The sequence below is a fragment of the Corynebacterium sp. HMSC056E09 genome (assembly GCF_001813425.1).
GTDB classification, from domain to species: Bacteria; Actinomycetota; Actinomycetes; order Mycobacteriales; family Mycobacteriaceae; genus Corynebacterium; species Corynebacterium hesseae.
In genome coordinates this window covers 18,329-43,953 of record NZ_KV812490.1, presented here as the reverse complement: position 1 = coordinate 43,953, position 25,625 = coordinate 18,329, and the positions used below count along the sequence as shown (strand labels likewise).

The window sequence follows — 25,625 nt, the reverse complement described above, 5'->3', positions numbered from 1 at the left end:
ATAGATTGGTCACCTACTCCTGCCCTTTCTTTTAGGCAGGCTATCGCCACCAGCAAAGGAGAACCTTCCCGATGCCCCTGTGGACTGCCCCTTCGACCCCGGCCATCGACCGCGTTCGCGCCGCACACCGCGAGAACGTGGGCGCTGATGCAGCTCATGTTGCTAGCGCCCCTGCCACCTGGGCACTCATCGGCGAGCACATCGATCACTACGGCGGCATCGCCATCATGGGCCTGGCCAACATCCGCGCGGCAGCAGCTGTCAGCCCCCGCAGCGACGGCCTGGTCAAGGTACGCCTAGAGCACACCAACGGCGAGACCGTTGAAGACCAGATTTCCCTCGAGCAGGTCTCTTCCCTCGCCGCGGAGCAACAGCCCAGCGTCGATTCCGAAGGCCAGCCCATCGAACCCCCTGCACCCGAAGGGGCCATCGCCGCGCGCCTCGGCGGCATCATCTACACCATGATCAACCGCCAGCTCCTTACCCGCGAGACCGCCGGCGCCGATATCACCGTGGTCAACGACATCCCCGATTCGACCGGGCTCGGCGCCGCCGCAGCCATCGACATTGCCACAGCGCTAGCGTTGCTCGGCAACGCAGATGATCTGCATGATGCTCCGCTGCGTGCCCGCATCGCGGAGGTGTGTTCCCAAGCAGTTGGCACCTTCGCCCGATTCCCTGCGCTGCGCGCCCGCCACTCCGCCGCGCTGCGCGGCGCTGGTGAGTCCATCACCATCATCGACTACGCCGACGGCTCCGTCACCCAGGCACCGCACATGGTCAACAAAGACATCGCGGCTTTCGCGCTGGCCGTGCCGAGTGATGCCGATTCCTTAGAAGCCGTGGCAGAGATTCGCACCCGCGAGCAATTCATCGACGCAGCCTGCCGCGCCTTCGGCACGCCTTCGCTGCGCCTGTTGCCGGATGCACCCCAGCGCGTCCTCGAGTGGCTCGCTGCTGTCCACAAGGTGCACGGCACCGAGAATCAGCCGACCATCGCGCAAGCCACCGCGTGGCTGACCTTCTACTCAGAGGAAACCGAGCGCGCCGAAGGAGTTGCCCGCGCTTTGCGCTCGCGCCGCGGCACCGAGCTTTTCCCGCTCCTCACGCAATCGCAGTCAGCCTTGTCCACCGTGTATGAATTCAGCTCCGCGGAGAAACTCGCGCAGCTGGCTACCGCGCGCGGCGCCGTAGCGGCACGCTCCGCCCACGCGGGCACGTCCTCCGCGGTCATCGCCTACGTCCCGAGCACCAAGGCCACAAACTTCGCGGCCGACTTGGCCGAGGACGGCCTGCTTGTCGTCCCGCTTACTGCCGGAAGCCCAGCAATCACCGAGGACTAGTCCGCCGGCCACGCGAAGAGCACATCGCGCTCCTCAACGTCGGCCTTGACCAAGGACACCATCGTCTCCTTGCCGGTCTCCGGGTGCCCCACGGCCTGCCCCATCACCGGCGGGTCCAGAACAAAGAGGCGCGCCTTCTCGCGCTGTTCCCCGCCATCGACCACCACGGCTTCGAAGTTGGTGCCTACCCACGGCGCCAAGACCGTCGCCTCCGTAAGGTTCAAACAGGCCTTATCCACCTGGGAGGCCAGCTGCGATGTCGAGCGCATCGTGGAAACGACATCCCCGGCGCGCTCGCACACCCACTGCGGAACCTCGTAGCCGCCGCTGAGCGCCAGGCAGACCTCCGTGGCGAAGCGGTCAACTAGACGCCGCAGCGGGGCCGTCACGTGCGCATAGTAGCCGCCGATTCCCGCGTGCACGTCCGCCTGGCCATCCTCCAGCCACACGTAGTCAGCACCACGAAGCAAACGCTGGGCCTCGCGCATCACCGCCATCCCGCGTGGTGAATCCGCGTCCACGGAATGCAGGAATTCAGAGATGCTACTCTCCCCCAGATCAAAGCCCAGGGCCTCCGCCTCAGAGCGGAAGGTGGCCTCAGCCTCCGGGGTGGCCGCCGATAGGGTGCGCAGGAAACCAACACCATGTGATTCCATCAGCCTCCCCGCGCACATCCCGGTGAGCAAGGAAATCTCCGAGTTATAGTCCATCACCTCATGGCGCGGCTCCATGACCAGCTCGTAGTGGCCTTTCTCCCCATCGCTGCTTTCGGATACGCGCTGCGAGGGAATGCGCAAGTTGATCGCCTCGCGGCGCAGCGAAGAAGCCTGGCGCAGCTTTCCCACCTCCGGCAGCAAGGCGATGGAGGAATGCAGCGTGCCCTTCTCCAAGTCGGCGTGCACTTGGTCGTAGTCCAGCCGCGCGTGGCTGCGCACGAGCGCGCGCTCCACCGAGAAGTCCTCCACCTCACCTGCGGAGTCAAGGTCGAAGGTCCAGAGGACGGCGGGGCGGTCGACGTCGGCAAGCAGCGAAGCCCTATCTTCGGAGAGCTCTGCCGGGTGCAGCCGCGCGGGCTCATCGGGCAGGTAGATGGTCTGGCCGCGCTTGAGGGATTCCTGCTCGAGTGCGGAACCCGGTTCGATGAACGCGGCGACATCCGCGATGGCATAGAGCACGCGGTAGCCGCCATCGCGCGCCTCGATGAACACGGCCTGGTCCAGGTCCATGGAGCCGGCCGGATCAATTGTTACCAGCGGGATGTCGCGGGCGTCGCGGCGCTGCTCAGCATAGCGGTCCTGCGCGGAGGCGGCCTGTGCGGTGACGTCCTCCGGGAAGTCGGTCGGAACGGAAAACTCCTCGGCGATGGGCCGAAAGTCCAAGGGCGCGGCATACAGTTTCATGCCGCCCCATTGTTCCAAAAAATAAAAGTGTGGGTGCGAATGAGCCAACCTATAAGCCGGATTCTGTGCCGCGCGCCAAGGCGCGGTGGCAAACATCCATCCAGGCCAACCGTTGCCAGTTGGCTCAAGCAGCTACCTTCAGGCTTCGGCGAGCAGCCTACTAACGCCTGATCGGGCCCGCTAACGTGGCGGGCCGTGATGCCTTGCTCCCAGTGGGGTTTACCCAGCCACCGCCATCGCTGACGGTGCTGGTGCGCTCTTACCGCACCCTTTCACCCTTACCGCTTCCCTTTCGCCGCGCCGAAACGCAGTGGAGGCACGCGGCGGTCTACTTTCTGTTGCACTTTCCCGCGGGTCACCCCGGGTTGCTGTTAGCAACCACCGTGCTCTGTGGAGTCCGGACTTTCCTCGGCCCGCGCCTAGCCCCATGAAGGGGCCGGTTCGACGGAACGCGTTTGCCCGGTCGGCTCATTCGCGCCTGTTAGTTTATCGCAGCACGCCCAGATGCCCCACATCGTTGAAACGGTGCAGGGTGCTACCGCCGTCGAAGAACTCGACCTCACTCACGGAAGCCAGCTCCAGGAAGAGGTGGTTGGGCGTTTGCGGTCCGGAATCGAGTGCTTGGCGCACGAAGGATTTGATGGGGTTGACGTGGGAGACCACAAGAACGGTCTGCCCCGCGTAGCGCTGCTGCAGCTCGCGGCGCGCGGCACTGACGCGGCGGTGCACGGCGCGCAGGGACTCCCCGCCCGGGCAGGCCACGGACGTGTCTTTCAGCCAACGCGCGTGGAGCTCAGGGTCGGCGGCATCGGCTTCCGCGAAGGTCTTGCCTTCCCAGCGTCCGAAGTCCACCTCGATGAGGTCCTCGACGGTTTCCACGCGCAGGTCCCTGCCCTTAACCACGGCCGCGGCCGTCTGCTGGCAGCGGCGCAGCGGCGAGCACACCACGGCATCGATGTGGGTATCGGCCAGGGCTTGCGCTGCGGCGAGCGCTTGCTTCTTGCCCAGCTCGGTGAGCTCGGGGTTCGCACGCCCGGAGTACTGCTTGGCGGCGGACATCGCCGTCTGCCCGTGGCGCAGCAGGATGAAGCGGGTGGTCTGTCCAGTCTCGGGGCGCCAGTCGGCTGCGGTAGAGGACGCCGTGCTTGCCGACGTCCCCCCGACCTCCCCGCTGGCATCCTGACTATCCGCAGCGACGGCCTCAGCGCCGTCGCCGGAACCCATGTCGAGGATGCCCGCGGGATCGCCCTTCGCGGCGGCGTCCATCGCCACGTTGGAGAGCGCATCAGCCACAGAGTTCTTCGCGCGCGGGACCCACTCGAGGCTAAAGCTAGGAATCTGATCCAGCAGGCGGCGCGCCTCGATGGCCAGCTTCTGCATATCCGGGTGCTTGATCTTCCAGCGCCCGTTCATCTGCTCCACCACGAGCTTGGAGTCCATATAGAACTCCACCTCATCCGCGCCCAGCTCCACCGCGGCCTCCAGGCCGCGCAGCAACCCGTGGTATTCGGCCACGTTATTGGTGGACTTTTGGCCAACGACGTAAGCGATTTCCCTGAGCAGCTGCGAGCGGTCCTCGTTATAGACCGCGGTGCCAGATCCGGCGATCCCGGGGTTGCCGCGGGAGCCGCCGTCAGCAAAGATGACTAGCTTCATGAGGCCGGGCGCACCAGGTAGGAGCCGCAGTCGCTGCACTGCGGAACCTCGTCGGCAGCAGCGTTGCGCACCGCGTTCTGCTCGGCCGGCGGCAGCACGATGAAGCAACCGCCGCAGCCGCGGCCGGTGAAGGCAGCGGCACCCACGCCGTTTTCTTCACGCACGGTCTCGTATTCCTCCAAGACATCCGCGGGTAGCTGCTCGCGCAGCTCGCCGATGCGCACCTGCGGGTCCGGGCGGTTCGCCGCGGCCTCTTGGGCGGCCTCAGCCGCGCGCTTGAGCACCTCGAGCTTGCGCTCGGAATCGGAAACCTTGGCGCCGTGGACATCCAGGTTGGCGCGCAGTGCGTGGATTTCGTTGTGGGCTTCCTGCAGCTCGCTCATGAGGTCCGCGATACGGGACTTGGCCGCGTAGAGATCGTGCTCGAGGTCCTTGCGGGTCTCCGGGTCGGTCGCAGCGCCGAGCTGCGCCTTGTCATCGCGCTCGCGCTGGCGTAGCTTGCGCTCGTCGGCCTGGATGCGCAAGATCTCCAGTTCCATGTCGTCGACGGCGAGCTGGGCGGAGCCGGAGGCGTCGACAAGCCGGGCGTGTGCAGCCTGTGCCTTCTCGTATTCCTCTTGCTCCGGGATGGTGGTGGTTCCACCGTGTGCCTGGGAGCGCTCGAGGGTGGCCAGCTCCAGCAGGATGTTCTGCAGGTCCTGTGGCAGTTTCATTTAGTTCTCCTTATGCGCAGAAATCGTCCATGGGTCGGTGCGGACATCGATGATCTCGGTGTTCACGCGCAATGCGCCCTCCACAATATCGCGCGCTTGGGCAGTCCAGGGAAACTCGCTGGCCCAGTGAGCGGTATCCACCACGGCCGGGCCCTCCGGCTCCGCCAGGTGCGCGGCGCGCAGGTGCTCGTCCACCGGGTGGTGGCGCAAATCGGAGGTGACGTAGACGTCCACGCCGAGCGCTGCCGCCTGGTCCAGGAAGGAATCCCCCGAGCCGCTGGAGACGGCAACTTTCTTCACCATGCGCTCCGGATCGCCGGCCGCGCGCACTCCCCATTCGGTTTCCGGAAGGGCATCGGCCACGCGCTGGGTGAATTCGCGCAGAGTCACCGGCTGCTCAAGCTCGCCCACGCGCCCTAGCCCTAAGGCCTCGTCGAGGTTCTCATAGGGCTCCACGGGGACGATGGGGCGGCCAGGCGTGATGCCGACGAGCTCGGCCAGCTTGTCGTTGACCCCCGGGCGGGCTTTATCCGCGTTGGTGTGCGCGGCCAACAGGGCCACACCACCCCGGATCAGCGTGTGGATGACCTTGCCCTTCGGGGTATCTGCCGCCACCGAGGTCACCCCGCGAAGAAGTAGCGGGTGGTGCACCACGAGCATCTGCGCACCGAGCTCGACGGCTTTGTCTGCCACCTCCTGGGTGCAGTCCAAGGCGAAGGCCACGGTGCTCACCTCGTCCGTGGGGTCACCGCACACCAGGCCAACGGCATCCCAGGGCTCGGCCAGCTGCGGCGGGTAGGCCTCGTGGATTACGCGGCGGATCTCGCCAACGGTTGTTCGTTCTGCCATCTCGTATGCTCCTTGTTGGCTTGAGGTTTCACGTCAGTCGCGTCGCTGCTATATCCTAGCTTTCGTTCGCCAGCGCACCCCTCTAGCTTAAGGAGCCTTTGCATGACGCCTCCGGAGAACGACAACCAGCTCCACATCGTCTTCGTGTGCACGGGCAACATTTGCCGCTCACCCATGGCGGAAATCATTACCCGCGACGCCATGGAGACCGACATGCTCGATCTCCTCGCGCGAGTTTCTTCCTGCGGCCTCGGCGGTTGGCACGTGGGCCAGGGCGCGGACGAGCGTGCCGTGGCTGAGCTGCGCCGCGGCGGCCACGATGGCGCCGGCCACCAGGCCGCCCAGCTGGGTCCGGACCACATGGACGCGGACCTCTTCGTGGCCATGGACACCGGCCACCGCGATGCCCTCATCGAGCGCGGCATCCCGGAAGACAAGGTGCGCCTCATGCGCAGCTTCGATCCGAACTCCCCGGAGGATGCCAGCGTGGAGGATCCTTTCTACGGCACGGAGGAGGACTTCGCCCGCACCCGCAGTGAGATCGATGCTTCCGTTCCGGGCCTGCTCGAGTGGATTAAAGAGAACCACGGCTAGATAATTCTGCGCGGCTACTAGACTGATCATCATGCTCAAGACATTCCTCAAGCCTGGGTGGGTGCTCTTTCTCATCTTCATCGTCGCGTTTTCCTATTTGTCTTTCACAGTGCTCGCTCCGTGGCAGCTGAATAAGGACGCGCAGATTGTGGAGCGCAACCACCTCATTGAGGAGGCCTACGACGCCGACCCCCAGCCGGTCACCGAAGTCTTTTCTGATGATGGATCCTTGCACAAGGAGTGGGAACGCGTGGAGCTAACCGGCCACTACCTCCCGGAGGATGAGGTCCTCCTGCGCCTGCGCCCGGTGGAGTCCGCCCCGGGATTCCAATCGCTGGTCCCCTTTGAAACCGAGTCTGGTGAGACCTTCCTGGTCAATCGCGGCTGGATGCCCACGGACGAGGGCAACTCCGTCCCCCACATCGATCCGGCGCCCACGGACAAGGTGACCATCGTGGGCATGGCGCGCTACGACGAACGCAAGCACACCTCCGCACCCATTGAGGAACAGGGTTATACGCAGGTCTACTCCATCAATACGGAGCAGATTGCAGAGCTTGTCGACGTCCCCCTAGCCCACGACTACCTCCAACTCTCCCCCGAGCAGCCAGGTGAGCTGCATGCGCTGCCGGTTCCAAAGCTGGACCGCGGCAACCACTTGTCCTATGGCTACCAGTGGATTGCCTTCGGTGTGATGGCACCGCTGGGGTTTGCCTACTTCGTGTGGTCTGAGATTCGGGAGCGCCGCCGCGCCCGCGATGAGGATGCCCTGATTGCTGAGGCCACTGCGGCCGCCACCGGTGCCGGTACCGGCACCCCCGATGCGGCCACGGACGTCGAAAGCTCCGCGCACGAGGATCCTTCCGGCGAGCGCTCTGATGCTACGACGCCTTCTGCCCCGCCTTCGACGCCTGCGGCTGCCACGCAGCCTTCGCGCCGCTCCCGCTCACGCTATGGCTCCGCCAAGCCGGACTTCTACGAGAAGATTCGCGAGCGCGGCCAGGAGCGCTACTAGCACCTGAATATTAGTGAGCTCAAGTTTCCTTCGTCCCCTGCTCAAGCGCAGTAGACTGCAATAACTAGAGTTACCAACTACCAAGTATCACTAGGGCTTATACCGAGTTCCTACTTGGATTCTCACCATTTGTACATATGAACAAGAAATTAAAGTTTAAGAACTTCCTCGCTTGGGGCGGAATCATTTTCGGCGCACTGATAATCGTAGGAAGTATTGCCTCAGGATCTTTTCGAAGCATTGCTGGAGGACTCTTCATAGGCCTAGCCTTTGTCCTTCCTAGTGCTTGGTATCTGTTACACCAACGGCGAGAGATTAATGGTGCCGCCCCACTTAAACGCCACTGGGGCATCATTACAGCAATTGCAATTCTCTCGGCACTCGTCGGAGGACTTATCACTCCTAGTTCTTCAAGTATGAGTCAAGAAGATTCCGGCGAACATCTAACTGAGCCAGAAACCTCGACCCAGTCACCGGCCCCCAAGACCACCGAAGAGTCGCCTACAACTAGCACCCCGCCGAAGCAAATTGATCGATGTGAACCCATTGATGGGGCTAAAAATACATTTTTCACTGATGGCTCACAAGGCTGGACAGAAGAATGCGACAACGAGATTCGTGCTGCAGAAGAAGAGCGACGCAAACAAGAGGAAATTGTGGAGTCCCAACGGCGTCAGACCGAGCAAGAAGCAGCTGAGGCTGAACAGCAACGTTTACAGCAGGAGCTCGAAGAACAACAGCAGATTGAGCAACAGCCGGCGCCTCAGCTTGATCAGCCGCCAGCTGATTTGAATTTTAGAAGCTGCAAGGAAGCCCGAGAAGCAGGCTATTCTCATATGACTGCGGGAAGCCCCGGCTATAGTCGACGCCTAGACCGCGACGGCGACGGTATCGCTTGCGACAAGGTCGGTTAGCAACAAGAGCTTCGTACTACTCGAGGCGTCCCTAACAGCTTCGCCTTAAATGTACTTAACGCTTCCCACACAGACTCCGTTTAGCGCCACCTAAGATTGGGGGCACTTCTGGAAAAGCAGTTTGAAACACTTACGCTGAAAAAGTGGCCTTCGCGGACCTGCGTAAGTGATTCATTCATCCCCCTCATCTGGGAGCAACCCGGGAATAAGTAAAAGGCCAAACCATAAAGTTGGTTTGGCCTTCCATTTTGTGCGGCCTGAGGGGATCGAACCCCCGACCTACTGGGTGTAAACCAGTTGCTCTTCCAGCTGAGCTAAAGCCGCAGTGCACTGTGTGCTCGCACAAGATTAGCCTATGGGCACCCGCAGCAACAAATCAGGGTGCAACTAGTCGCTGCGAATGCCGCGTGAGCAGGCATATCCTGCGGTTACTTTAAGGCTTCTTGGTGTAGCCGCGAGCTACAAGGCAGGAGCCCTGCCACTCACCGAGGCGCTCAGCCTTGGTCTGCACCAGACCAGCCAGCTGTGCGGATTCGGAGATCTCACCGGGCTCGAGGTTGCCCGGCTTTCCAGCGCCTGGGGTCAGCAGCCAGATACGACCGGAATCACCCAGGGGACGGGTGGCATCGACCAGCCCATCGACCAAATCGCCGTCCTCCGCGCGCCACCACAGCAGCACGAGGTCACACAGCTCGTCGGTCTCCTCATCGAGGAAATCTTCCCCCAACACGTCCTCGATGGACTCAGAAATCGTGGAGTCACAGTCCTCGTCCCAGCCAAGCTCCAGAGCAATCTGCCCCTCTTCGATGCCGAGCTTGGCTGCAAATCCCGTCACTCGCTGAGTTCCTTCCGATGAAGTAGTTGATGTCATGCAGAGTATTTTAACGTCTACGGTGCACTTTTTCGCGACGAACCTCCCCCCATCTTCCCCAGTGGTGGAAATTTTCCCTCATGAAACCACCCCTGGGGGCCTCCAAATGCCCCGCCGTGAAAGCGGCGCGTATCCTAGGAACAGATCTTTGTACTACGAACCAGGAGGATTTAATGGCCGACTTGGACGCCCACAACGGCGACTCCAACTTCCCCATCGTTCGCGATGGCGTGGCAGCATACCTGCACGACTCCGACCCGGAGGAAACCCGCGAGTGGATGGACTCCCTCGACGGTCTTCTGGACTCTTCCGATCCGGAGCGCGCCCGCTACCTCATGCTGCGTCTTCTTGAGCGCGCTACCGCCAAGCGCGTGCCGTTGCCGTCCCTGACGTCCTCGGATTTTGTCAACACCATCCCGACCTCCCTCGAGCCGGAGTTCCCGGGCGATGAGGAATTGGAGAAGCGCTACCGCCGCTGGATCCGCTGGAACGCGGCCATCATGGTGCACCGCGCACAGCGCCCAGGCATTGGCGTCGGTGGACACATTTCCACGTACGCAGGCGCTGCCCCGCTGTATGAGGTGGGCTTGAACCACTTCTTCAAGGGCAAGGATGATCCCTCCGGCGGTGACCAGGTCTTCTTCCAGGGCCACGCTTCACCGGGTGTCTACGCACGCGCCTTCATGGAAGGCCGCCTCACCGAGGAAGAACTCGACGGTTTCCGCCAGGAGCACTCGCGCGGCGAGGGCAAGGGCCTACCGTCCTACCCGCACCCGCGCCTGATGCCGGACTTCTGGGAATTCCCCACCGTGTCCATGGGCCTTGGCCCCATCAACGCCATCTACCAGGCACGCTTCAACAAGTATCTGGAAAAGCGCGGCATTAAGGACACCTCCAAGCAGCACGTCTGGGCCTTCCTCGGCGACGGCGAGATGGATGAGCCGGAGTCCCGCGGTCTGCTGCAGATGGCTTCCCTCTACGAGCTGGACAACCTGACCTTCGTGGTCAACTGCAACCTGCAGCGTCTCGACGGCCCTGTGCGCGGCAATACCCAGATCATTCAGGAGCTGGAGTCCTTCTTCCGCGGTGCCGGCTGGTCCGTCATCAAGATTGTCTGGGGCCGCGGCTGGGACAAGCTGCTTGAAGCCGATAAGGACGGCGCCCTGGTCAACATCATGAACACCACCTCAGATGGTGACTACCAGACCTTCAAGGCTAACGACGGCGCCTACGTCCGCGAGCACTTCTTCGGCCGTGATGAGCGCACGCTCAAGCTGGTTGAGGACATGTCCGATGATGAGATTTGGGCACTGCGCCGCGGCGGCCACGACTACCGCAAGATCTACGCCGCTTACGACAAGGCGCTGAGCTACGCGGGCACCGGCCGCCCGACGGTCATCCTGGCCCACACCATTAAGGGCTACGGCTTGGGCCACAACTTCGAGGGCCGCAACGCGACCCACCAGATGAAGAAGCTGACGCTGGAGGATCTGAAGCTCTTCCGCGATAAGCAGGGAATCCCGATCAGCGACGAGCAGCTCGAAGCCGATCCGTACCTGCCGCCGTACTACCACCCGGGCAAGGACGCCCCGGAAATCAAGTACATGCTGGAGCGCCGCAACGAGTTGGGCGGCTTCTTGCCGGAGCGTCGTGAGGACTTCGAGACTCTCACCACCCCGGATCTGTCCAAGCTGCGCTCGGTGCGCAAGGGCTCCGGCAAGCAGGACGTAGCCACGACCATGGCTCTGGTGCGTACCTTCAAGGAGCTCATGCGCGATAAGGAGCTGGGCAAGCGCGTCGTGCCGATCATTCCGGATGAGGCCCGCACCTTCGGTATGGACTCCTGGTTCCCGACCTTGAAGATCTGGAACCCGCGTGGCCAGAACTACGTCCCGGTGGATCATGACCTCATGCTCTCCTACCGCGAGGCTGCCGACGGCCAGATTCTGCACGAGGGTATCTCTGAGGCAGGCGCAGCTGCCTCCTTCACCGCAGCTGCTACCTCGTACGCCACCCAGGGCGAGGCGATGATTCCGCTGTACATCTTCTACTCGATGTTCGGCTTCCAGCGCACCGGTGACGCCTTCTGGGCCGCCGGCGACCAGCTGGGCCGCGGCTTCATCATCGGCGCTACCGCCGGCCGCACCACCCTGACCGGCGAGGGCCTGCAGCACATGGACGGTCACTCCCCGATCCTGGCGTCGACGAACCCGGCCGTGGAGGTCTACGACCCAGCCTTCGGCTACGAGATTGCGCACCTGGTTCCGCGCGGCATCGAGCGCATGTACGGCGAAGACAACGAGCCGATCATGTACTACATCACCGTGTACAACGAGCCAGTCAAGCAGCCGGCCGAGCCGGAGAACCTCGACGTCGAAGGCCTGCACAAGGGCATCTACCACTACAACACCGCGGAGTCCGGCTCCATCCCGGCCAACATCCTGGCCTCCGGTGTGGGTATGTACGAGGCTCTGCGCGCCCAGGAAATCCTGGCTGAAAGCTACGACGTCAAGGCTTCGCTGTTCTCCGTCACCTCGTGGGTCAAGCTGGCTCGCGACGGCGCTGCCCGCAACAAGGAAGCTCTGCGCAAGGGCGTTGAGCCGACCGAGGCATTCGCCACCTCCCAGCTCAAGGGCTTCGAGGGACCGTTCGTTGGTGTCTCCGACTTCGCCACGGACCTGCAGGAGCAGATTCGCCCCTACGTCCCGGGTGACTACATCGTCCTGGGTGCAGACGGCTTCGGCTTCTCTGATACCCGCGAGGGTGCCCGCCGCTACTTCAACACCGACGCCGAGTCCATCGTCGTCGCAGTCCTCGAGGGCTTGGCTCGCGAGGGCAAGGTGGAGCGCAGCACCGTGGAGAAGGCGGCTCGCGAGCTCAAGCTCGACGACCCGACGTCCACCCTCTCCACGTCCTCCGATGAGGACTAAGGCTAGAGCCTAAAACCTCAAGCCCCTTCTGCCTGAGCAGGAGGGGCTTTCTCATGTTCAACTCATGTTCAACTCATGTTCAAGCCGAGGGGCAACTGCCGTTGTTGCCAAAGTTCTGGCCAGATCTTGAAACAGAGGCTATAACTTTGGCAGAACGGGCAGTTCGGGCACCGCGCATGGCCCGACCGCCGCCGGCACAAGCCTCTGCCAAAATCAGCAGCAGACCCTAGCTACCCAGCACTCCATCGAGGACGCGCCCCAACGCCTTGGAGACCTCGCTGGGTTCCTCCAAGATGACCATGTGCCCGGCGCCGTCAATGACAGTCAGGGTGGAATCCGGCCAGTGGCGGGCAATGACCTCCGATTGGCGGTGCGGGGTCACGATGTCAAGGCTGCCCACCACAATTTCGCCCGGCACGTTTCTAAGCCTGGCCGCCGCGCCGAACTCGGAGTGCTCCACCAAGTCGTCGAAGAAGCCCGCGTAGCTCGACATCGGGGTATCTAGCAGCATCGCCACGTGGAATTGCAGCTTGTCCATCTGCGGGAAGCCCTGCAGCAGCGCCGCGAAGGCCGGGGCGATAAGTGCGGCGGCCTCGAAGCGCACGCGGTTGAGCCGGCTCGGCAACCGCAAACAAGCGCGATAGACCATGCCCAGCGTCTTCGATTCCAAGATGCGAGCCACGCCTGCGGCGGCAAAGCGCTGCATCGAGGTGGCCACCAGCGCCATCCCCTCAACGCGGTGAAAGACATCCCGCGGGGCGCGGCGCAGCAGGTTAAGCGCAATCATTCCGCCCATCGAGTGCCCAAGCAGCACCAACGGCCCCTCGGCGGCACGCTCAGCGATGACGGCCAGCACGTCGTCGGCCGCGCCCCGAACCGTGCACTGCGCGGGAGTGACGTGGGTGGATTGGCCGTGGCCGCGGACGTCGACAAGCAGGCATCGCACCGAAGGGTAGTTGCGGCGCACGTCGTTGACCTGGGAGTAGAAGCTCTCAGCAGACAAGCAGTAGCCGTGGATGAAAACCACGGTGACCTCCGCGTCCTTCGGGCCTACCTCGTACCACGCCACGCGCACGCCGTCGTTGTCCACGAAGCCCGAGTCCGTCACCCCGGTCAGTCCCGGCTCTGTCGTGAGATCGTGCAACTGATCATGGACGGTGTGCTCGATGGAGCGCATGCGGGGGCGGGCCCGGCGCGACCAGCTGCGGGCGATGGCGGAGGAACGTGCTCGAATAACCATGACATTTCAATACTAGACTGGGCCCCATGGCTAATGACCTTTCAGCGCAACTCCAAGCCCGCTTCGGCTCCGCGCCGGCAGAAGAAAAAGAAGCTTCCCCCGCCGGAGACGCATACGGCGAGCTCACCCGCCTCATCACAAAGGTGACCGGCGTGGAGGAAGGCCTGGAGCGCGAAGCGAAATTGGAGGACCTGGGGGTTGAGTCGCTCGAGCGCATCGAATTAGCCGTGCGCCTCGAGGAGGCCTGCGGGGTCCGCCTTAATGAAGAAACCATGCTCTCCGTCACCACGGTGGGCGAACTTGCTGATTATGTGGAGGAACACTCGTGATTTCCTATCTCTCAGACATGGACGGCGTCCTCATCAAGGAAGGGGAAATGATTCCCGGCGCGGATAAATTCATCCAGGCGCTGAAGGATAACAACATCGAGTACATGGTGCTCACGAACAACTCGATGTCCACCCCGCGGGATCTCTCCGCACGTCTGAAGAACACCGGTCTCGACATCCCGGCGGAGCGCATCTGGACCTCGGCGACGGCCACGGCGGCCTTCCTGTCCACCCAGGCCGGCCTGTCCACGGCCTACGTCGTGGGCGAGTCCGGGCTGACCACCGCTCTGCACGAGGCCGGCTGGATTCTCAATGACCGCGACGCGGACTTCGTGGTCTTGGGTGAGACCCGCACGTATTCTTTTGAAGCCATCACCACGGCTATCAACCTTATCCGCAACGGCGCGCGGTTCATCGCGACCAACCCGGACGTCACGGGCCCGGCCCCGCAGGGCGTGCTCCCGGCCACGGGTGCGGTTGCGGCGCTGATTACCGCGGCAACCAACCGCGAGCCTTACTACGTGGGCAAGCCGAACCCCGTCATGATGCGCAGCGCGTTGAATAACATCGGCGCGCACTCGGAAAATACCGTCATGATCGGTGACCGCATGGATACTGACGTCAAGTCCGGTCTGGAGGCCGGCATGCGCAGCATCCTGGTGCGCTCCGGCATCAGTGATGACAGCATCATCGAGCGCTACCCTTTCCGCCCGACTCACGTCATTGACTCCGTGGCGGAGCTTCCGGAGCGCATCCTCGATCCCTTCGCGGACTAGGACTTAGACCGCACGCTTGACGACGCCCCTGAACCCGTACTCCCCCGCCAACATCTCCACGGCGCGGCCCAGCGCGTCCAGTTCGCTGGGCGTTCCCGTAATAACTTGCTGGCAGCCTATCCCGAGGCCACCTGCGTTGTCAGGAACGCGGCCGCTAAGCGGATCCCATACTGGGTCGCGGTGCCAACGGGTACACCATTGGGCGGTCAGCGGGTCATCACCAGGCACTATGAACTCGCTTTCACTGCTGATGCAGCGCGCCATGGCGCGCTCGATGGCAGGGCGCAGGTTGCGCGGCATGCCCGAGATCTGCAGCACGGCGGTGCAGACCTCACCGCAGGCGCGGTTGGGCCAGCTATCTGCCGGGCTGCCAAGTGGGGTGGCTGAAGCGGCCGGCGCGGTGTCACCGGCCAGCTGCGGGTGAACGCGTTGATTCACTCCTTAAACTCCTTTGACGTGCGAGTGATGGCACGCCGGCATGCGCCGACGCAAGACGAGCTTCGTCTTCCCCTACGAACTTGTCTTCATCACGTCACTCGCGCCGAGGCGCGAACACCGCTTGGTGTCGCCGCAGTATGCGGCCACGCGGTGCGTCGTTGTGTGCCCACAATTTTCCCCCGCCACTTGAGCCACAACAACCCTCAACCTGCGCTTAAGCCCCCCACAGCCTCAACAAGAACTTGAGACTTCCACCCCGAAAATCGCCCCATCAATCACTTCAGTCACATAAGCCAACGCGTGCAACACGCGCGCGTTGTCGCCACAGCTACCCCACTACCCCCGTTGCGGCGCCCTACGGTACGCCGCGACGACGCTCAACACCGTCATGCCACCCCGGCTAGCCCGCCTGGCACTCCTGCCAGATGGCCGTGTTGGTCTCGGCCCACAAAGGCTTGCACCACTCGCCAAAATCGCGGTCCGTCAGCGCAACCATGGCCCAGTCACCAGCCACCCACAGGTAGGTACCGCTCATGCCGAAGTGCCCCACGGCATCGGCGGGCAAGCCACCCATCCACTGCTGCTTCTCACCGTGGATTTCAAAGCCCAACCCCCACGTGCAGTCTTTGAAGCTGCCATAGCCGGGCACGATGCCCCGCAGTCCCGGAAACTGAACGCTGCGCATTTCCTCCACCGTCGAAGGATCGAGCAGGCGCGGCGAATAGACCTCGCCGGCAAAGGCAGCGAGATCCTCCACGCTGGAGACCAAGCCATGGCCCGCTGACCCCTCCAGAGTTGTAGCCTGCATGCCCAGAGGAGCACACACGCCTTCAGCAAGGTATTCAGCAAAAGGAATCTCGGTGGCCTTTTCTACTTCCTCGGCGGCCCATTCATAGCCGGCCGAGGAGTAGATTCGGCGCTCCCCTACGGGCTTTTGTGGCTCGCGGGAATCAAAGCCCACGCCCGAGGCATGTGCCAAGAGGTGGCGCAGCGTGGAGCCTTCAGGGCCTGCCGGCTGATCCAGCTCCACCGCCCCTTCTTCCACGGCCACCATCACCCCATAGGCGGCCACCAGCTTGGTCACGGAGGCCACCGGGAAGCGGCGGGAGGCATCCCCCAGCTGCTCTACTACCTCGCCGCGGTGCAACAAGGCGGCGGCAACGGTATCGACTGGCCAGGACTCAAGGGAAGAAAATGCGCTCATGCGCTCCAGCTTAACGAGGATCGCGCTCGCAGCCTACGCCATCACCATCGCGGTCGAACTTGGAGCGGAAACCTGGCTCACCCGCATAGATCGGGCGGCCTAGTGCGTTCCACACGTCTGCGCAGCGAGTAAAGGACGCGGGGGCAGGCTTCGGGGCCGGAGCCGGCTTAGGTGCGGGAGCCGGCTTGGGCGCCGGGGCTGGAGCAGGAGCCGGAGCTGGCTTCGGCGCGGGGGCAGGGGCAGGGGCAGGGGCAGGCTGCGGTGCAGGAGCAGGTGCCGGTGCCGGAGCTGGTGCCGGCGGAGAAGGGATGATGCCCGGCAGCGGGTTCGGAATGATGCGCTGCTGCACCGCCCAGTACACGCCACCGGCGGCAGCCGCGAGGACCGCTGCGGTAATACCCACGCCGAGTGCAATCATTTCACCTTCGGAGGACTGCTGGAATTCGGCGTCATCCTCGTCCGTGTTGGAGGAGCCAGAACCCTGGCTCGAGGAATCAGCTTCCTGGGAGGAGGAGTCAGACTCGGAGGAAACCGTTGCGGTTGCCTCGGCGTTAGGGGCCGTGGTCTCCGCCTGAGCAGGAACAACAACGGACAGTGCGACAGATACAGAAACAGAGGCGGCGAGGGCCGCACGAGAGAACTTCTTCATAAACTCAAGTTATATCCTGCAGCACTACCCCGCAGGAAATCGCGCTCAACCGAGGGCTACATCACGTCGGAAAGCCACAGCGAGCTGGAAATCAGCAGCGGGCTACACCGCATGCGTTAACGGATGAGCCCGCCGCGCCAATATCAAAAATGTAGCGCATTACGTCGCTGCACTTCCCTATCACTCATATCTCTGATGCGCCCTCTCCACGCGCCTCTCTCATCTCTTTGTGGCGCCTCTCGGTGATGCCGCGGAGCTACATCACGGTGGACGGCTCTGCGGCTCCCTCAGAAACGATCGCGGAAGGCTGCTCATTCGCCGTGGGCGCGGGCGTTTCGGAGTTTTGCTCCACTGGGGCCTGGGTTTCGGTGTCCTGCGGATCCGCGGGGGCATACACAGCTTCGCTGTCCGGGTTGCTATCAGTTGGCATGTCCGGATCAACTTCTGCCGTCGGCTCCTGTTCTGCGGAGCCCGTGAAGTCAGTAACCGGCGCCTCCTGAGGTGTGGTCAGTGGCGCGGATGAAGACGCAGAAGGTTGCGCCGACTCAGAAGTGGATTCGGACTGCCCCATCCACCGCGAGGGCGATAGCCACCCAGCGTCCACCCCATCAGGGTTAGCGGAGGAAAGCAGCAACAGGCCAACCACACCGAGGCCGGCGATGAGCCCCGTCGTTGAGGCCCGCACGCGCCCGCCTAGAGTCCAGAAATAGTTCCACTTGTTGTCCGGCTTATCGTCGCGCCAGATGCCGCGCTGATAATCGTCTTCTTCTTCCTCCTCGGAGTCGCCCGCATAAGCCGGCCGGCCCGGCCCGTCATCTTTGCTGTCTTGGGGCATAGCGCCGGCATCAGCGACGGCGTCGGCAGCAATGACCTGCGTCTCCGCATCCGATGCCACGTCTTTGTGCGAAGGCTCCGCAGTATCTGCCGCCGGAATGATGGTGGTGGGGGCGTCGGCAGCGGAGACGTCGCCAAGCTCCTGCGAGGCATCCCCCGGCACGCCCTCAGTGGTGGGAAGCTTGTACAGATCCCAGAAGGTGGAGAGCAGCGCCGAGCGGATCGCGCGCTCCACCGCCCACTGGCGGGCGGGGTTGACCTGCACAAGGACGCGGTACTGCACCTGCCATGGCTGGCCGGCCGCAGTGGGGGCCGTGAGCCCAGTGGCGGGCAGAACGTCGAGCTCACCGGCCACATCCGCGTGGATGTCTGGGGCTTCAAGGGCTCGCTTCGAAATCTTTTCCACCTGTTCGGTGATCTCCGGCAAGGACTCGCCCTCGTGGACCGGGATAGCGATATCCACCACCGCGCGCGACCATTCTTGCGAGAAGTTCGTGACCACGCCCGCGGAACCATTCGGCACCATGACCACTTCACCGGTGGGTGTGCGCACCGTCGTCGTACGCAGGGTCAGCGAAACAACGGTGCCCTCCACGCCAGTTACACCGTCGAAGCTGACGTAATCACCCACGCCGAACTGCTTTTCCGAGAGGATGAAGAATCCCGCAAGGAAGTCACCGATGATGGCCTGCGCGCCGAAACCGACGGCGGCCGAAACGACTGTCGCCGGGATAGCCGCGCCCAGGGGCGGCACCCCGACGTTGGCCAGCGCAGCCAACACAAGAAGGAAAAAGGCCACCGCCTGCGCCACGTAGACTAGTGCACCGGCGAGCGCCAAACGCGCCTTGGTAGATTCTTGATTCTCATCCAGACGGGACTCAATGACCCGCACTGCCAAGCGGCCGATGCGCGGGATGAGAATCGCCAACAACAGCATTCCCAACAGCGGCAGGCCGTGATCCACGATGGCCTGCCACACGGCGAACAAGTAATACTTCAGCATTGCGCCAAGCCTAGTCCTTCAGCCTGACAGAACCCTTGGAGCCTTAAGCGCGATGGGTGAGATAGTAATTCGGAGTTGGCTTCCACGTGTAGCCCGCGGGGACGATGTCCTCGCCGAAAGCGCAGAAAGTCTTGGTCGTCCACAGTGGAATCGCCGGCATCTTTTCCAGCAACAGGCCCTGAGCCTCCGTGTAATGCTTTTGGGCTTCCTCCCGGCTCTTCGCCTGACCCGCCTTCTTCAGCAGCTCATCGTATTCAGAGCTGTTAAAGCCTGATTCATTCTCCGAAGAGTAGGACGCATATAGCGGCACCAGGAAGGTAGATTCCTCAGGGAACTCCGCCTGCCAGATCGTGCGGAAGGCACCGGTGAGGTGACGGGCAATCACCTCTTGTCTGAGGTCCTTCAAAGTGGCAAACTCATGGCCCTCCGCCGGCACGCCGAGGGTATCCGACAGTTGCTTCGCCACGGCGTCGATCCAGGTCTTATGGCCGCCGTCGGTGTTATAGGAAATGCTGAAAATCCCATCAAACGGTTCCAGCTTTTCCGCCTGCTCCCACAGTTCGCGGGCCTTCTCCGGCTGGTAGGTCAAGACGTCGGCCCCCTCCGGTGTCGGCGGAATGGAACCGTCCAGCGGCGCGACGAAGCCGGTAGCGGGAAGCACCATACCGTGGAAGATGTCCCGGGCCATTCCTTCGCGATCGATTGCCATGGACAACGCGCGGCGGCGCAAGCGTCCGGCCTCACCGCGGAAGTTCGCATCGTTGGCGGGGATGGTGATTTCCATGATGGAGCCGCCGGGCTTGGTCAAGGCGCGGGAGCCTAGTTCCTTTTCGAAGCTGCCTAGCTTCTCCGCCGGGATCCGCGTGAGCACGTCCAGCTTGCCATCTACGAGGTCCTGGTAGGCCTGCTCCTCCGAGGAATACACCACGAACTTGATGCCTTCATTCTGCGGCGTTCGCGGCCCCTTGTAGCGAGGGTTCGGCACGAGGGTCACAGCTTTCTCGCGCTCCCAGGAAGCCAGCACATAAGGCCCGCTGCCGATGGGATCTGTTCCGCGATCGCTCAGCCTATCCTGGTCTTCGGAGCGCATGGGGAAAAAGACCGAGTATCCCAGGCGCTCGAGGAATCCCGCCGTGGGGCGTGAGAGCTCAATGCGGAAAGTTTTCGGCCCCGTCACCTTAAGGCCGCGCATTGACTTCCTGCCTTCGTGGAAGCCACGGATTGGTTCAAAGTGGTGCGCGGAGAGCAGCGACTGGCGCACCGCGGTATTCCACGTATCGACGAAGTCTTCTGCTTCCACGGTTGAACCGTCGGAAAACACGGCGTCATCTCGAATCACCACGTCATATGTCGTGTCATCGACCTGCGTGATGGATTCCGCCAAGTCATAGTGAGCGCCACCGGTTTCATCCAGGTACATCAACCCCGAGTACACAAGGTTGATGATGGTCTGCCCCGGCGCATCGTTGGAATCAGCCGGGATGAGGGTGCGCTGTGGCTCCGAGATGTCCGTGGTGATGAGGTTCATGTCTGAGGTGTCGACGTTGCCAGGCTCCGCCGTGCATCCCGCCACCGTGGGCGCCACGACGCCCGACACCGCTAGCGCCGCCAGCATGCCTAGAAAAGAACGCCTCGAAGTCACGCGTTCATCACCTCACTCTCACTAATACTTTAAAGGATCTAATCATCTCTCTTTTCATAACGGCGCATGAGCCTCTCCACCAGTTCATCGGTGAGCTGGTCATCGGCCAAAATGCGATCCAAAAGCTCGCGTGGTGTCGGCCCCTCGGTGCTCGGGGTCTCGTAGGAATCTCCGCTCAAGTCCACGCCGAAATCGGAGGTTTCCGCTTCCGCGGCGGGCGGCTTCATCATCTGCGACATCTCCGCCACTTCCTCATTGAAGGAATCGAGGAACTCGGTGGCATCGATGGCTGCTTCCGAACGACGCTTGCCGGCGCGCACCTCGCGCTCGATACGGCGCTGCAGTGCCTTTTCCATCTGGTTGTGGCGCCAAGAACGGAGCTTGGAGGGCTCTAGGCGACGCCCCACGGCCCTGCCCTTGCTTTCCGCCTTACGCGCCATCACCATGACGTAGGCCGCGGTGTCATTAACCGGCGCCCACTCCTGGCGGGCGGGCACGCGCCACCCGGCCCAGATACCCAGCATGGTCATCACGAAGGAAACAACCGGACCAAGAATGACTCCCCAGGCCAAGTAGCCGGCCGAATCCGCGCCGAGGACCACCAAAGCGCAGGCCACCGCGGGGATCACGGTGGGTGTGTTATCCCCAAAGACGGCGGGTTCGCGCCCCATGGCGATGTCACGGATCATGGAACCACCCGTGGCGGTGAACACGCCCATCATGATGCAAGGAATCAGTGGCAACCCATAAGCAATGGCTTTGAGCGCGCCTGTCGACGCCCACAGCGCCGAGACCACCGCATCCCCATGGGACTGGACATAGTCCCACGTCTTGCCTTTGAAGTAGACGAAGCGGGCGATGATAGCGCCGGCAAACGCCAGGTAGAGATACTCCGGCTGGCTCATCGCGGCGACGGTCCCGCGGTTGATGAGCACGTCACGGATCATGCCGCCGCCGAGGGAGGAGAACATCGCGATGAAGAAGAAGCCCACGATGTCATAGCCGCGCTGGCGGGCCATGGTGCCGCCAATCATGCCCATGAGGAGGACACCAATGATGTCGGACCAGTAGTACAGCGACTCGATCAATGGGTCCATCTCGACAACGCTCATGGTGGTCATCGTATCGGGTGCTGTGCGATATCTCGCATTAAGGAGCTATTCCTTGAAGTACGCCGCCTAAAAGCTAGCCTACGAGGGCTCAGAACAGGAGCTAATGCACGTAGAGCTCGTTATAGGACTTCTCTATCCAGATGACATAAAACACTTCACCGTCTTTCCAGCCGACGAAAGGTAAATTCCCCTTGTGGCGGTAAACTCGGAATCTCTCGACATCCTGAAACTGCCTCGGAATGCAAGGAATAATTGAGCCAGCCGGAATGAATTCAGAGCCAAGTCCATGCTTGGGATGCTGCGCCAATTCTTTCCATGACAGCACTGACCGCTTGTGCCACTTTTCCAAAAACTCCGCGCGCATCGAGTCATCTAGCTCCCCGAAGCCCCACCCCTTCTGCAGGAACCGCGTTGAAAGGAGCGGATAGTCAGCTCTAGTACTACGGAGTGCCTCCACGACACTCGACTCTGGGGTGCTCCTCGCCCCTCTGGTTGGCCTACTCCCCCGTCGTTTACTTTTCTTGCCCACGGTTAACAGAAATAGTTTTTCAGATCGGCATCCGTAATCTCTAGCCCTCGTTTGCCCTCGACGAAGTTCTTTTTCCAAGGAGATTCGGTGTGGGTTTTATTACGCAATGCCCATGCAGAGTATGGGCCATATTTGTCCCACACCTCAATCAGATCCTGCTCGACGTCACGGTAATCATCCCAATCAAAGTCATCTGAGATGAACTCATCGGGGTCTATGGGAAGCTTTCCGTAGTGCTTGACGTCATGGTAGATGTCTACAACTACTGGGCCATGCGCCCATGCTTCCATTCGGTCAGGGAAAAGCGGCAGGCCATCAGAAGAACGCATATGCAGACCTTTGGCGTAATAAAGAAGCTTTTGAAGCTTGAGCTGCGTAATTTCTGCATCGTCAGTTTCATCAGCCCACGCTACGAACCATTCAGCTATTTGCCGCGCCGTATATTGTTCCATGTCTGCCCTCCTTCCGGTTCCTGCCAAGAGTACAACAGGCCCAAGACACGGCACCATCCCAACGATCGAGCAGGAGTAAGAACACCCGTCATAAGGGCAGCATCAAGAGGGCGCAATGAGAGCTTTAAGCTGTGGGGCCACCGGGGCTCGAACCCGGGACCAACGGATTATGAGTCCGTAGCTCTAACCGACTGAGCTATAGCCCCGCGTATTCCCCGCCTGCTTTTATGCACACAGCGAATCCGCTCCCAGCAACATTAATCGGCGGGCCCAGAAAACGACAATTTAGGCCCCTGAAATCGCTGTCTAAGCTTCAGCAGTGCTCTTCCGCCCTTTCACTGCCAAGACAGGTTTCTGTTCACTTAGGTTCCAGCACACTGAGTTAGCCACCAGGCCTTTTCTTTCTTCTTCATTCTTCTGGCTTGCCTGCGCGCGCGGCGTCGCGCGCGCTTTGCTTTGCGGATGTCCACGACCCACCGCGGAACAAAAGGCCACGGAAGCGGAATCCCAATCGCCCCCGTAAACCCAATAACTCCAATGACGAAAGCTGCCACGAGCGGAACAATCAGCACCGTTTCGACGGACTCGGGAAGGTTCGCACTTGCCACCAACCCTGTGGCACCGGCCGCGCCCATAATGAGCGTGCCATAAGGATAAATGAAAAGGACGCCATCGCTTTCTGCGCCTGTTGCATCAGCTGAGTCGTACCACTCTTCTGATTGGGGATTCCTCCGCACGTACCGGATATAAAAGGTCCAATAGGCCACCATGACCAGCACTAAACCGACACACACAAGCAGCCCAGTGATATCTCCGTCCATAGGATGCGGCCTCCTGTGGTTGCTGTTGCGGTGTGTAGTAAACGCTACCAGCGCCCGCCGGGGTGAGTCTGAAATCCGGATGAGGGCACGCACCCGGGCCTAGGACAGCTGTCTATGATCCGGCATGTGTGAGCCTGTAGTGTCGCGACCATGAGGCTCCTTTCCTTTAGCGTGTCTAACTTCCGCAGCATCCGCGCGACGCAAACGCTCTCGCTGTACCACCACTGGCAGCACTCCACCGCCCCGGAGGAAGGATGGGCACAGGTCAGCGAGCCCACCTCCGTACTCATCGGCCCCACGGCGTCGGGAAAGAGCAGCGTCCTCAATGCCCTCGCCTTCGCCCTGCTCGCCATCGAATCCTCCGCCACCACCTGGCTTGCCGACGCCCCACCCAACCAACTCCCCCACGCCCCGTACCGCCTGGATCCTCGCACGCAGCGCCTGCCCAGCACCTTCGAGCTGGATTTTGAGCTCGATGGCGTGCGCTACCTCTACGGATTCCAGTGGAGTTTCACCGGCGTGCACGCGGAATGGCTCAGCCGCGTGCCATCGACGAGGTGGAGCCCCTGCTTCGTGCGGACCCGCGGTGAGGAGGTGCAGTGGACGAGGTCCTTCATGGGCAAGGGGGACGCGGCCAAGCTCGGCCCCGTAACAGACACCGAGCTAATCCTCTCCGCCGGCCTGCGCGACGGGCACCCCGTCCTCGCCCCGCTGGCCCGCGCCTTGGTGCACGACGTGGCCTACCTGCCGCACGGGCACTCCTCCATCAGCACGGCCTCACGCATCACCGCCCTCATCCGCACCGGCAAGCTGCACCTGCATGAGGCCGCCGCGCTGCTGCGCGCGGCCGATGCCGGTATCCACTCCGTGCGGCTCAACCAGGACCACATCCCGGAGCACGTCTTCCGCCAGATGCGCCCGGTCATCGATGCGCTTAGCCACAGCGACGGCAGCATCCGCCGCCCCGACGAGTTCCGCGGCTACACCGATGCGGAGATTGAATCCCTGCTGCACGCCATCATCGTGGAGCACAAGGCCGATGATTCCTTCTACGAGCTGAAGCTGACCGATGAATCCGGCGGCACGCAGAATTGGATGGCCACCGCTCCCCTGGTTCTCGATACTCTGCGCCGCGGCGGGATCCTGGTGGCCGATGAGCTGGATTCCGCCCTGCGCCCAGCGCTCCTTGACTTCATCATCCAGGTCTTCCGCGAGCCCAGCATCAACGTCAACGGCGCACAGCTTATCTTTGCCTCCCACACCTTCAGCGTCCTCGAGCGCGCCGGCGAGCTGGGTCTGCGCCCGGAAAGCTTCTGGTCCGTGGAGAAGACCTCCGCCGGCGAATCGGAACTGCACAACCTCAGCGACGCGCCCGTGTCCCTGGGCAACCCCGACGCCACCCACCACTTCCTGCGCGAGCGCTACGGCACCGCCTCACGCAAGGCGCTGACTGCGCTGCGGGAGCTTGTCACGGACGGTGCATGAAAAGGGCGGGCACTTGGCGACGACTCCCCTCAGAACAAATGCGCATTCTCCTCTTCGAATGCACGCCATTCCTGGAACGCCTTCATACGTTCTTTGGCAAGCTAGCGCCTCATTTGCAATACGTCTTCACGCTTGAACCTCGAATGCGTTCCACGCTTGTGGGTCGCAATTTTTCCTTCTTTTGCCCATTTCATGAGCGTTGGGCGCGAAACGCCTAGCAACTCGGCGGCTACCGTACTGGTGAGCTCCTCAGGAATGCGAGAGATTGTGACTTCTCCTCGTTGCACAACGGACATCAAGACCTGGGAAATCAATCGCTGAACATTACGCGACAACGCGACTGAGCGCTCTTGCGCTAGCCACCCCAGTCAGCTTCCAAGGCGTTGTCATTCAACAGGTTGGCCAAGTCACTCGCGATACCGATGCAAAGCAGGGACTCACTCCCGACAACGGTTAGAGCGGCCCCATGCTTGACTGATTGCTACTAGATTAGGGGCTGAGCACAACTGAAATTCTCGTCGGACAGCCAGATGAATCGGAGCAGCACAGTGTCTGAATTTATAATCATTTACAAACGTCGCTCAGGCGAGTCTTTCATCAAACAATTCTCGGACTCGACTCAAGCGCTTAAGGAACGCCTCCGCCGCGAAGCAGCGATCGACGATCCTGATATCGAGATCGCCCATATTTCAGCGCCTTCCCTGGAATCCTTGAAAAAGTCGCATTCACGGTATTTCATGGGCCGCGTTGAGGTACAAGACGACCAGGTGGACGCAGCCTAAAGCTTCACTTCTGACCCCGCCTCCATGGGCGTAATTAGTTCGAC

Annotated in this window: 25 protein-coding genes, 2 tRNA genes and 1 other RNA gene; 9 read left to right on the top strand and 19 right to left on the bottom strand. The window is 62.1% G+C overall.

Features of this window, described 5'->3' with window-relative positions:
- Nucleotides 1–71: 71 nt before the first annotated feature.
- Nucleotides 72–1,343 (top strand): galactokinase family protein, encoded by a 1,272-nt coding sequence (locus HMPREF2912_RS03180; protein ID WP_070596508.1) that lies wholly within the window; start codon nucleotides 72–74, stop codon nucleotides 1,341–1,343.
- Here HMPREF2912_RS03180 and HMPREF2912_RS03175 read toward each other — a convergent pair.
- The 5 genes from HMPREF2912_RS03175 to HMPREF2912_RS03155 all read right to left on the bottom strand — a co-directional run bounded on the left by HMPREF2912_RS03175 (nucleotide 1,340) and on the right by HMPREF2912_RS03155 (nucleotide 5,961).
- Nucleotides 1,340–2,743 carry an RNB domain-containing ribonuclease gene (locus HMPREF2912_RS03175; RefSeq protein ID WP_070683200.1) on the bottom strand — a complete coding sequence of 468 codons (1,404 nt, stop codon included), beginning with the start codon at nucleotides 2,741–2,743 and terminating at the stop codon, nucleotides 1,340–1,342. The genes HMPREF2912_RS03180 and HMPREF2912_RS03175 overlap by 4 nt on opposite strands.
- Before the next feature lie 36 nt (nucleotides 2,744–2,779).
- Nucleotides 2,780–3,214: RNase P RNA component class A (gene rnpB / locus HMPREF2912_RS03170), an RNA gene on the bottom strand.
- Between the two features lie 15 nt (nucleotides 3,215–3,229).
- The gene (locus tag HMPREF2912_RS03165) at nucleotides 3,230–4,399 is read right to left on the bottom strand and encodes a bifunctional RNase H/acid phosphatase (RefSeq protein WP_070596509.1); all 1,170 of its coding nucleotides are present in this window, start codon (nucleotides 4,397–4,399) and stop codon (nucleotides 3,230–3,232) included.
- A complete protein-coding gene (locus HMPREF2912_RS03160; protein ID WP_070596510.1) occupies nucleotides 4,396–5,112 on the bottom strand; it encodes a zinc ribbon domain-containing protein in 717 nt (238 codons plus the stop codon). The genes HMPREF2912_RS03165 and HMPREF2912_RS03160 overlap by 4 nt, the downstream gene beginning before the upstream one ends.
- Nucleotides 5,113–5,961, bottom strand: a complete 849-nt coding sequence (locus HMPREF2912_RS03155; protein WP_070596511.1) for a Nif3-like dinuclear metal center hexameric protein — start codon at nucleotides 5,959–5,961, stop codon at nucleotides 5,113–5,115.
- Nucleotides 5,962–6,063: 102 nt separating this feature from the next.
- Between HMPREF2912_RS03155 and HMPREF2912_RS03150 the strand changes: the two genes are divergently transcribed.
- From HMPREF2912_RS03150 to HMPREF2912_RS13165, 3 genes are all read left to right on the top strand, one after another.
- Nucleotides 6,064–6,555, top strand: a complete 492-nt coding sequence (locus HMPREF2912_RS03150) for a low molecular weight protein-tyrosine-phosphatase (RefSeq protein ID WP_070596512.1) — start codon at nucleotides 6,064–6,066, stop codon at nucleotides 6,553–6,555.
- Between the two features lie 31 nt (nucleotides 6,556–6,586).
- The gene (locus HMPREF2912_RS03145) at nucleotides 6,587–7,570 is read left to right on the top strand and encodes an SURF1 family cytochrome oxidase biogenesis protein (protein WP_070683199.1); all 984 of its coding nucleotides are present in this window, start codon (nucleotides 6,587–6,589) and stop codon (nucleotides 7,568–7,570) included.
- 137 nt (nucleotides 7,571–7,707) lie between these two features.
- Nucleotides 7,708–8,484: an excalibur calcium-binding domain-containing protein gene (locus HMPREF2912_RS13165; RefSeq protein ID WP_083304469.1), complete on the top strand. Its 777-nt coding sequence runs from the start codon at nucleotides 7,708–7,710 to the stop codon at nucleotides 8,482–8,484.
- Between the two features lie 251 nt (nucleotides 8,485–8,735).
- On the opposite strand, the gene HMPREF2912_RS03135 is transcribed toward HMPREF2912_RS13165, so the two are convergent.
- Together HMPREF2912_RS03135 and HMPREF2912_RS03130 are read right to left on the bottom strand one after the other, a co-directional pair.
- Nucleotides 8,736–8,808, bottom strand: a tRNA-Val gene (locus tag HMPREF2912_RS03135).
- Between the two features lie 109 nt (nucleotides 8,809–8,917).
- On the bottom strand, nucleotides 8,918–9,355 hold the full coding sequence (locus HMPREF2912_RS03130) for a DUF3052 domain-containing protein (RefSeq protein ID WP_070517365.1): 438 nt from the start codon (nucleotides 9,353–9,355) through the stop codon (nucleotides 8,918–8,920).
- A gap of 173 nt (nucleotides 9,356–9,528) precedes the next feature.
- On the opposite strand from HMPREF2912_RS03130, the gene aceE reads away from it, so the two are divergent.
- Entirely contained in the window at nucleotides 9,529–12,285 is a 2,757-nt protein-coding gene (gene aceE, locus HMPREF2912_RS03125; RefSeq protein WP_070596520.1) for a pyruvate dehydrogenase (acetyl-transferring), homodimeric type, read from the top strand.
- A gap of 226 nt (nucleotides 12,286–12,511) precedes the next feature.
- Here aceE and HMPREF2912_RS03120 read toward each other — a convergent pair whose 3' ends face one another.
- A complete protein-coding gene (locus HMPREF2912_RS03120) occupies nucleotides 12,512–13,525 on the bottom strand; it encodes an alpha/beta fold hydrolase (protein ID WP_070683197.1) in 1,014 nt (337 codons plus the stop codon).
- A 26-nt stretch (nucleotides 13,526–13,551) separates the two neighbouring features.
- On the opposite strand from HMPREF2912_RS03120, the gene HMPREF2912_RS03115 reads away from it, so the two are divergent.
- Together HMPREF2912_RS03115 and HMPREF2912_RS03110 are read left to right on the top strand one after the other, a co-directional pair.
- Entirely contained in the window at nucleotides 13,552–13,854 is a 303-nt protein-coding gene (locus HMPREF2912_RS03115; protein ID WP_070519714.1) for an acyl carrier protein, read from the top strand.
- A complete protein-coding gene (locus tag HMPREF2912_RS03110; RefSeq protein WP_070562692.1) occupies nucleotides 13,851–14,630 on the top strand; it encodes an HAD-IIA family hydrolase in 780 nt (259 codons plus the stop codon). Before HMPREF2912_RS03115 ends, HMPREF2912_RS03110 begins: the two co-directional genes overlap by 4 nt.
- Before the next feature lie 3 nt (nucleotides 14,631–14,633).
- Here HMPREF2912_RS03110 and HMPREF2912_RS03105 read toward each other — a convergent pair whose 3' ends face one another.
- The 10 genes from HMPREF2912_RS03105 to HMPREF2912_RS03060 all read right to left on the bottom strand — a co-directional run bounded on the left by HMPREF2912_RS03105 (nucleotide 14,634) and on the right by HMPREF2912_RS03060 (nucleotide 23,314).
- Nucleotides 14,634–15,068, bottom strand: a complete 435-nt coding sequence (locus HMPREF2912_RS03105) for a hypothetical protein (RefSeq protein ID WP_070596522.1) — start codon at nucleotides 15,066–15,068, stop codon at nucleotides 14,634–14,636.
- A gap of 400 nt (nucleotides 15,069–15,468) precedes the next feature.
- Nucleotides 15,469–16,272, bottom strand: a complete 804-nt coding sequence (locus HMPREF2912_RS03100) for a serine hydrolase domain-containing protein (RefSeq protein ID WP_070683196.1) — start codon at nucleotides 16,270–16,272, stop codon at nucleotides 15,469–15,471.
- A 10-nt stretch (nucleotides 16,273–16,282) separates the two neighbouring features.
- Nucleotides 16,283–16,921, bottom strand: a complete 639-nt coding sequence (locus tag HMPREF2912_RS03095) for an excalibur calcium-binding domain-containing protein (RefSeq protein WP_070683195.1) — start codon at nucleotides 16,919–16,921, stop codon at nucleotides 16,283–16,285.
- A gap of 256 nt (nucleotides 16,922–17,177) precedes the next feature.
- Nucleotides 17,178–18,758: a mechanosensitive ion channel family protein gene (locus HMPREF2912_RS03090; RefSeq protein ID WP_070683194.1), complete on the bottom strand. Its 1,581-nt coding sequence runs from the start codon at nucleotides 18,756–18,758 to the stop codon at nucleotides 17,178–17,180.
- Between the two features lie 43 nt (nucleotides 18,759–18,801).
- A complete protein-coding gene (locus tag HMPREF2912_RS03085; protein ID WP_246816454.1) occupies nucleotides 18,802–20,400 on the bottom strand; it encodes a peptide ABC transporter substrate-binding protein in 1,599 nt (532 codons plus the stop codon).
- Nucleotides 20,401–20,438: 38 nt separating this feature from the next.
- The gene (locus tag HMPREF2912_RS03080; protein WP_070532747.1) at nucleotides 20,439–21,512 is read right to left on the bottom strand and encodes a trimeric intracellular cation channel family protein; all 1,074 of its coding nucleotides are present in this window, start codon (nucleotides 21,510–21,512) and stop codon (nucleotides 20,439–20,441) included.
- A gap of 100 nt (nucleotides 21,513–21,612) precedes the next feature.
- Nucleotides 21,613–21,969, bottom strand: a complete 357-nt coding sequence (locus HMPREF2912_RS03075; RefSeq protein ID WP_070562670.1) for a hypothetical protein — start codon at nucleotides 21,967–21,969, stop codon at nucleotides 21,613–21,615.
- A gap of 74 nt (nucleotides 21,970–22,043) precedes the next feature.
- Nucleotides 22,044–22,493: a Panacea domain-containing protein gene (locus HMPREF2912_RS03070; protein ID WP_070532722.1), complete on the bottom strand. Its 450-nt coding sequence runs from the start codon at nucleotides 22,491–22,493 to the stop codon at nucleotides 22,044–22,046.
- 132 nt (nucleotides 22,494–22,625) lie between these two features.
- Nucleotides 22,626–22,699: transfer RNA gene (locus tag HMPREF2912_RS03065), tRNA-Ile, on the bottom strand.
- Nucleotides 22,700–22,855: 156 nt separating this feature from the next.
- A complete protein-coding gene (locus HMPREF2912_RS03060) occupies nucleotides 22,856–23,314 on the bottom strand; it encodes a hypothetical protein (RefSeq protein ID WP_070683193.1) in 459 nt (152 codons plus the stop codon).
- Between the two features lie 150 nt (nucleotides 23,315–23,464).
- Between HMPREF2912_RS03060 and HMPREF2912_RS03055 the strand changes: the two genes are divergently transcribed.
- A complete protein-coding gene (locus tag HMPREF2912_RS03055) occupies nucleotides 23,465–24,799 on the top strand; it encodes an AAA family ATPase (protein WP_070683192.1) in 1,335 nt (444 codons plus the stop codon).
- 101 nt (nucleotides 24,800–24,900) lie between these two features.
- Here the strand turns inward: HMPREF2912_RS03055 and HMPREF2912_RS13385 are convergent, their stop codons facing one another.
- The gene (locus HMPREF2912_RS13385; protein ID WP_083312475.1) at nucleotides 24,901–25,095 is read right to left on the bottom strand and encodes a helix-turn-helix domain-containing protein; all 195 of its coding nucleotides are present in this window, start codon (nucleotides 25,093–25,095) and stop codon (nucleotides 24,901–24,903) included.
- 252 nt (nucleotides 25,096–25,347) lie between these two features.
- On the opposite strand from HMPREF2912_RS13385, the gene HMPREF2912_RS03050 reads away from it, so the two are divergent.
- Complete coding sequence (locus tag HMPREF2912_RS03050) at nucleotides 25,348–25,581, top strand: hypothetical protein (RefSeq protein WP_070519692.1); 234 nt, start codon at nucleotides 25,348–25,350, stop codon at nucleotides 25,579–25,581.
- Nucleotides 25,582–25,625 lie beyond the last annotated feature (44 nt).

What these genes read in the sequence shown, in the direction of transcription:
- HMPREF2912_RS03145 (WP_070683199.1), top strand. Translation starts at nt 6,587, where the DNA reads ATGCTCAAGACATTCCTCAAGCCTGGGTGGGTGCTCTTTCTCATCTTC.
- aceE (WP_070596520.1), top strand. Translation starts at nt 9,529, where the DNA reads ATGGCCGACTTGGACGCCCACAACGGCGACTCCAACTTCCCCATCGTT.
- HMPREF2912_RS13385 (WP_083312475.1), bottom strand. Translation starts at nt 25,095, where the DNA reads ATGTCCGTTGTGCAACGAGGAGAAGTCACAATCTCTCGCATTCCTGAG.
- HMPREF2912_RS03070 (WP_070532722.1), bottom strand. Translation starts at nt 22,493, where the DNA reads ATGGAACAATATACGGCGCGGCAAATAGCTGAATGGTTCGTAGCGTGG.
- HMPREF2912_RS03115 (WP_070519714.1), top strand. Translation starts at nt 13,552, where the DNA reads ATGGCTAATGACCTTTCAGCGCAACTCCAAGCCCGCTTCGGCTCCGCG.
- HMPREF2912_RS03080 (WP_070532747.1), bottom strand. Translation starts at nt 21,512, where the DNA reads ATGAGCGTTGTCGAGATGGACCCATTGATCGAGTCGCTGTACTACTGG.
- HMPREF2912_RS03160 (WP_070596510.1), bottom strand. Translation starts at nt 5,112, where the DNA reads ATGAAACTGCCACAGGACCTGCAGAACATCCTGCTGGAGCTGGCCACC.
- HMPREF2912_RS03055 (WP_070683192.1), top strand. Translation starts at nt 23,465, where the DNA reads ATGAGGCTCCTTTCCTTTAGCGTGTCTAACTTCCGCAGCATCCGCGCG.
- HMPREF2912_RS03120 (WP_070683197.1), bottom strand. Translation starts at nt 13,525, where the DNA reads ATGGTTATTCGAGCACGTTCCTCCGCCATCGCCCGCAGCTGGTCGCGC.
- HMPREF2912_RS03060 (WP_070683193.1), bottom strand. Translation starts at nt 23,314, where the DNA reads ATGGACGGAGATATCACTGGGCTGCTTGTGTGTGTCGGTTTAGTGCTG.
- HMPREF2912_RS03175 (WP_070683200.1), bottom strand. Translation starts at nt 2,743, where the DNA reads ATGAAACTGTATGCCGCGCCCTTGGACTTTCGGCCCATCGCCGAGGAG.
- HMPREF2912_RS03090 (WP_070683194.1), bottom strand. Translation starts at nt 18,758, where the DNA reads ATGCTGAAGTATTACTTGTTCGCCGTGTGGCAGGCCATCGTGGATCAC.
- HMPREF2912_RS03095 (WP_070683195.1), bottom strand. Translation starts at nt 16,921, where the DNA reads ATGAAGAAGTTCTCTCGTGCGGCCCTCGCCGCCTCTGTTTCTGTATCT.
- HMPREF2912_RS03180 (WP_070596508.1), top strand. Translation starts at nt 72, where the DNA reads ATGCCCCTGTGGACTGCCCCTTCGACCCCGGCCATCGACCGCGTTCGC.
- HMPREF2912_RS03150 (WP_070596512.1), top strand. Translation starts at nt 6,064, where the DNA reads ATGACGCCTCCGGAGAACGACAACCAGCTCCACATCGTCTTCGTGTGC.
- HMPREF2912_RS13165 (WP_083304469.1), top strand. Translation starts at nt 7,708, where the DNA reads ATGAACAAGAAATTAAAGTTTAAGAACTTCCTCGCTTGGGGCGGAATC.
- HMPREF2912_RS03130 (WP_070517365.1), bottom strand. Translation starts at nt 9,355, where the DNA reads ATGACATCAACTACTTCATCGGAAGGAACTCAGCGAGTGACGGGATTT.
- HMPREF2912_RS03100 (WP_070683196.1), bottom strand. Translation starts at nt 16,272, where the DNA reads ATGAGCGCATTTTCTTCCCTTGAGTCCTGGCCAGTCGATACCGTTGCC.
- HMPREF2912_RS03155 (WP_070596511.1), bottom strand. Translation starts at nt 5,961, where the DNA reads ATGGCAGAACGAACAACCGTTGGCGAGATCCGCCGCGTAATCCACGAG.
- HMPREF2912_RS03165 (WP_070596509.1), bottom strand. Translation starts at nt 4,399, where the DNA reads ATGAAGCTAGTCATCTTTGCTGACGGCGGCTCCCGCGGCAACCCCGGG.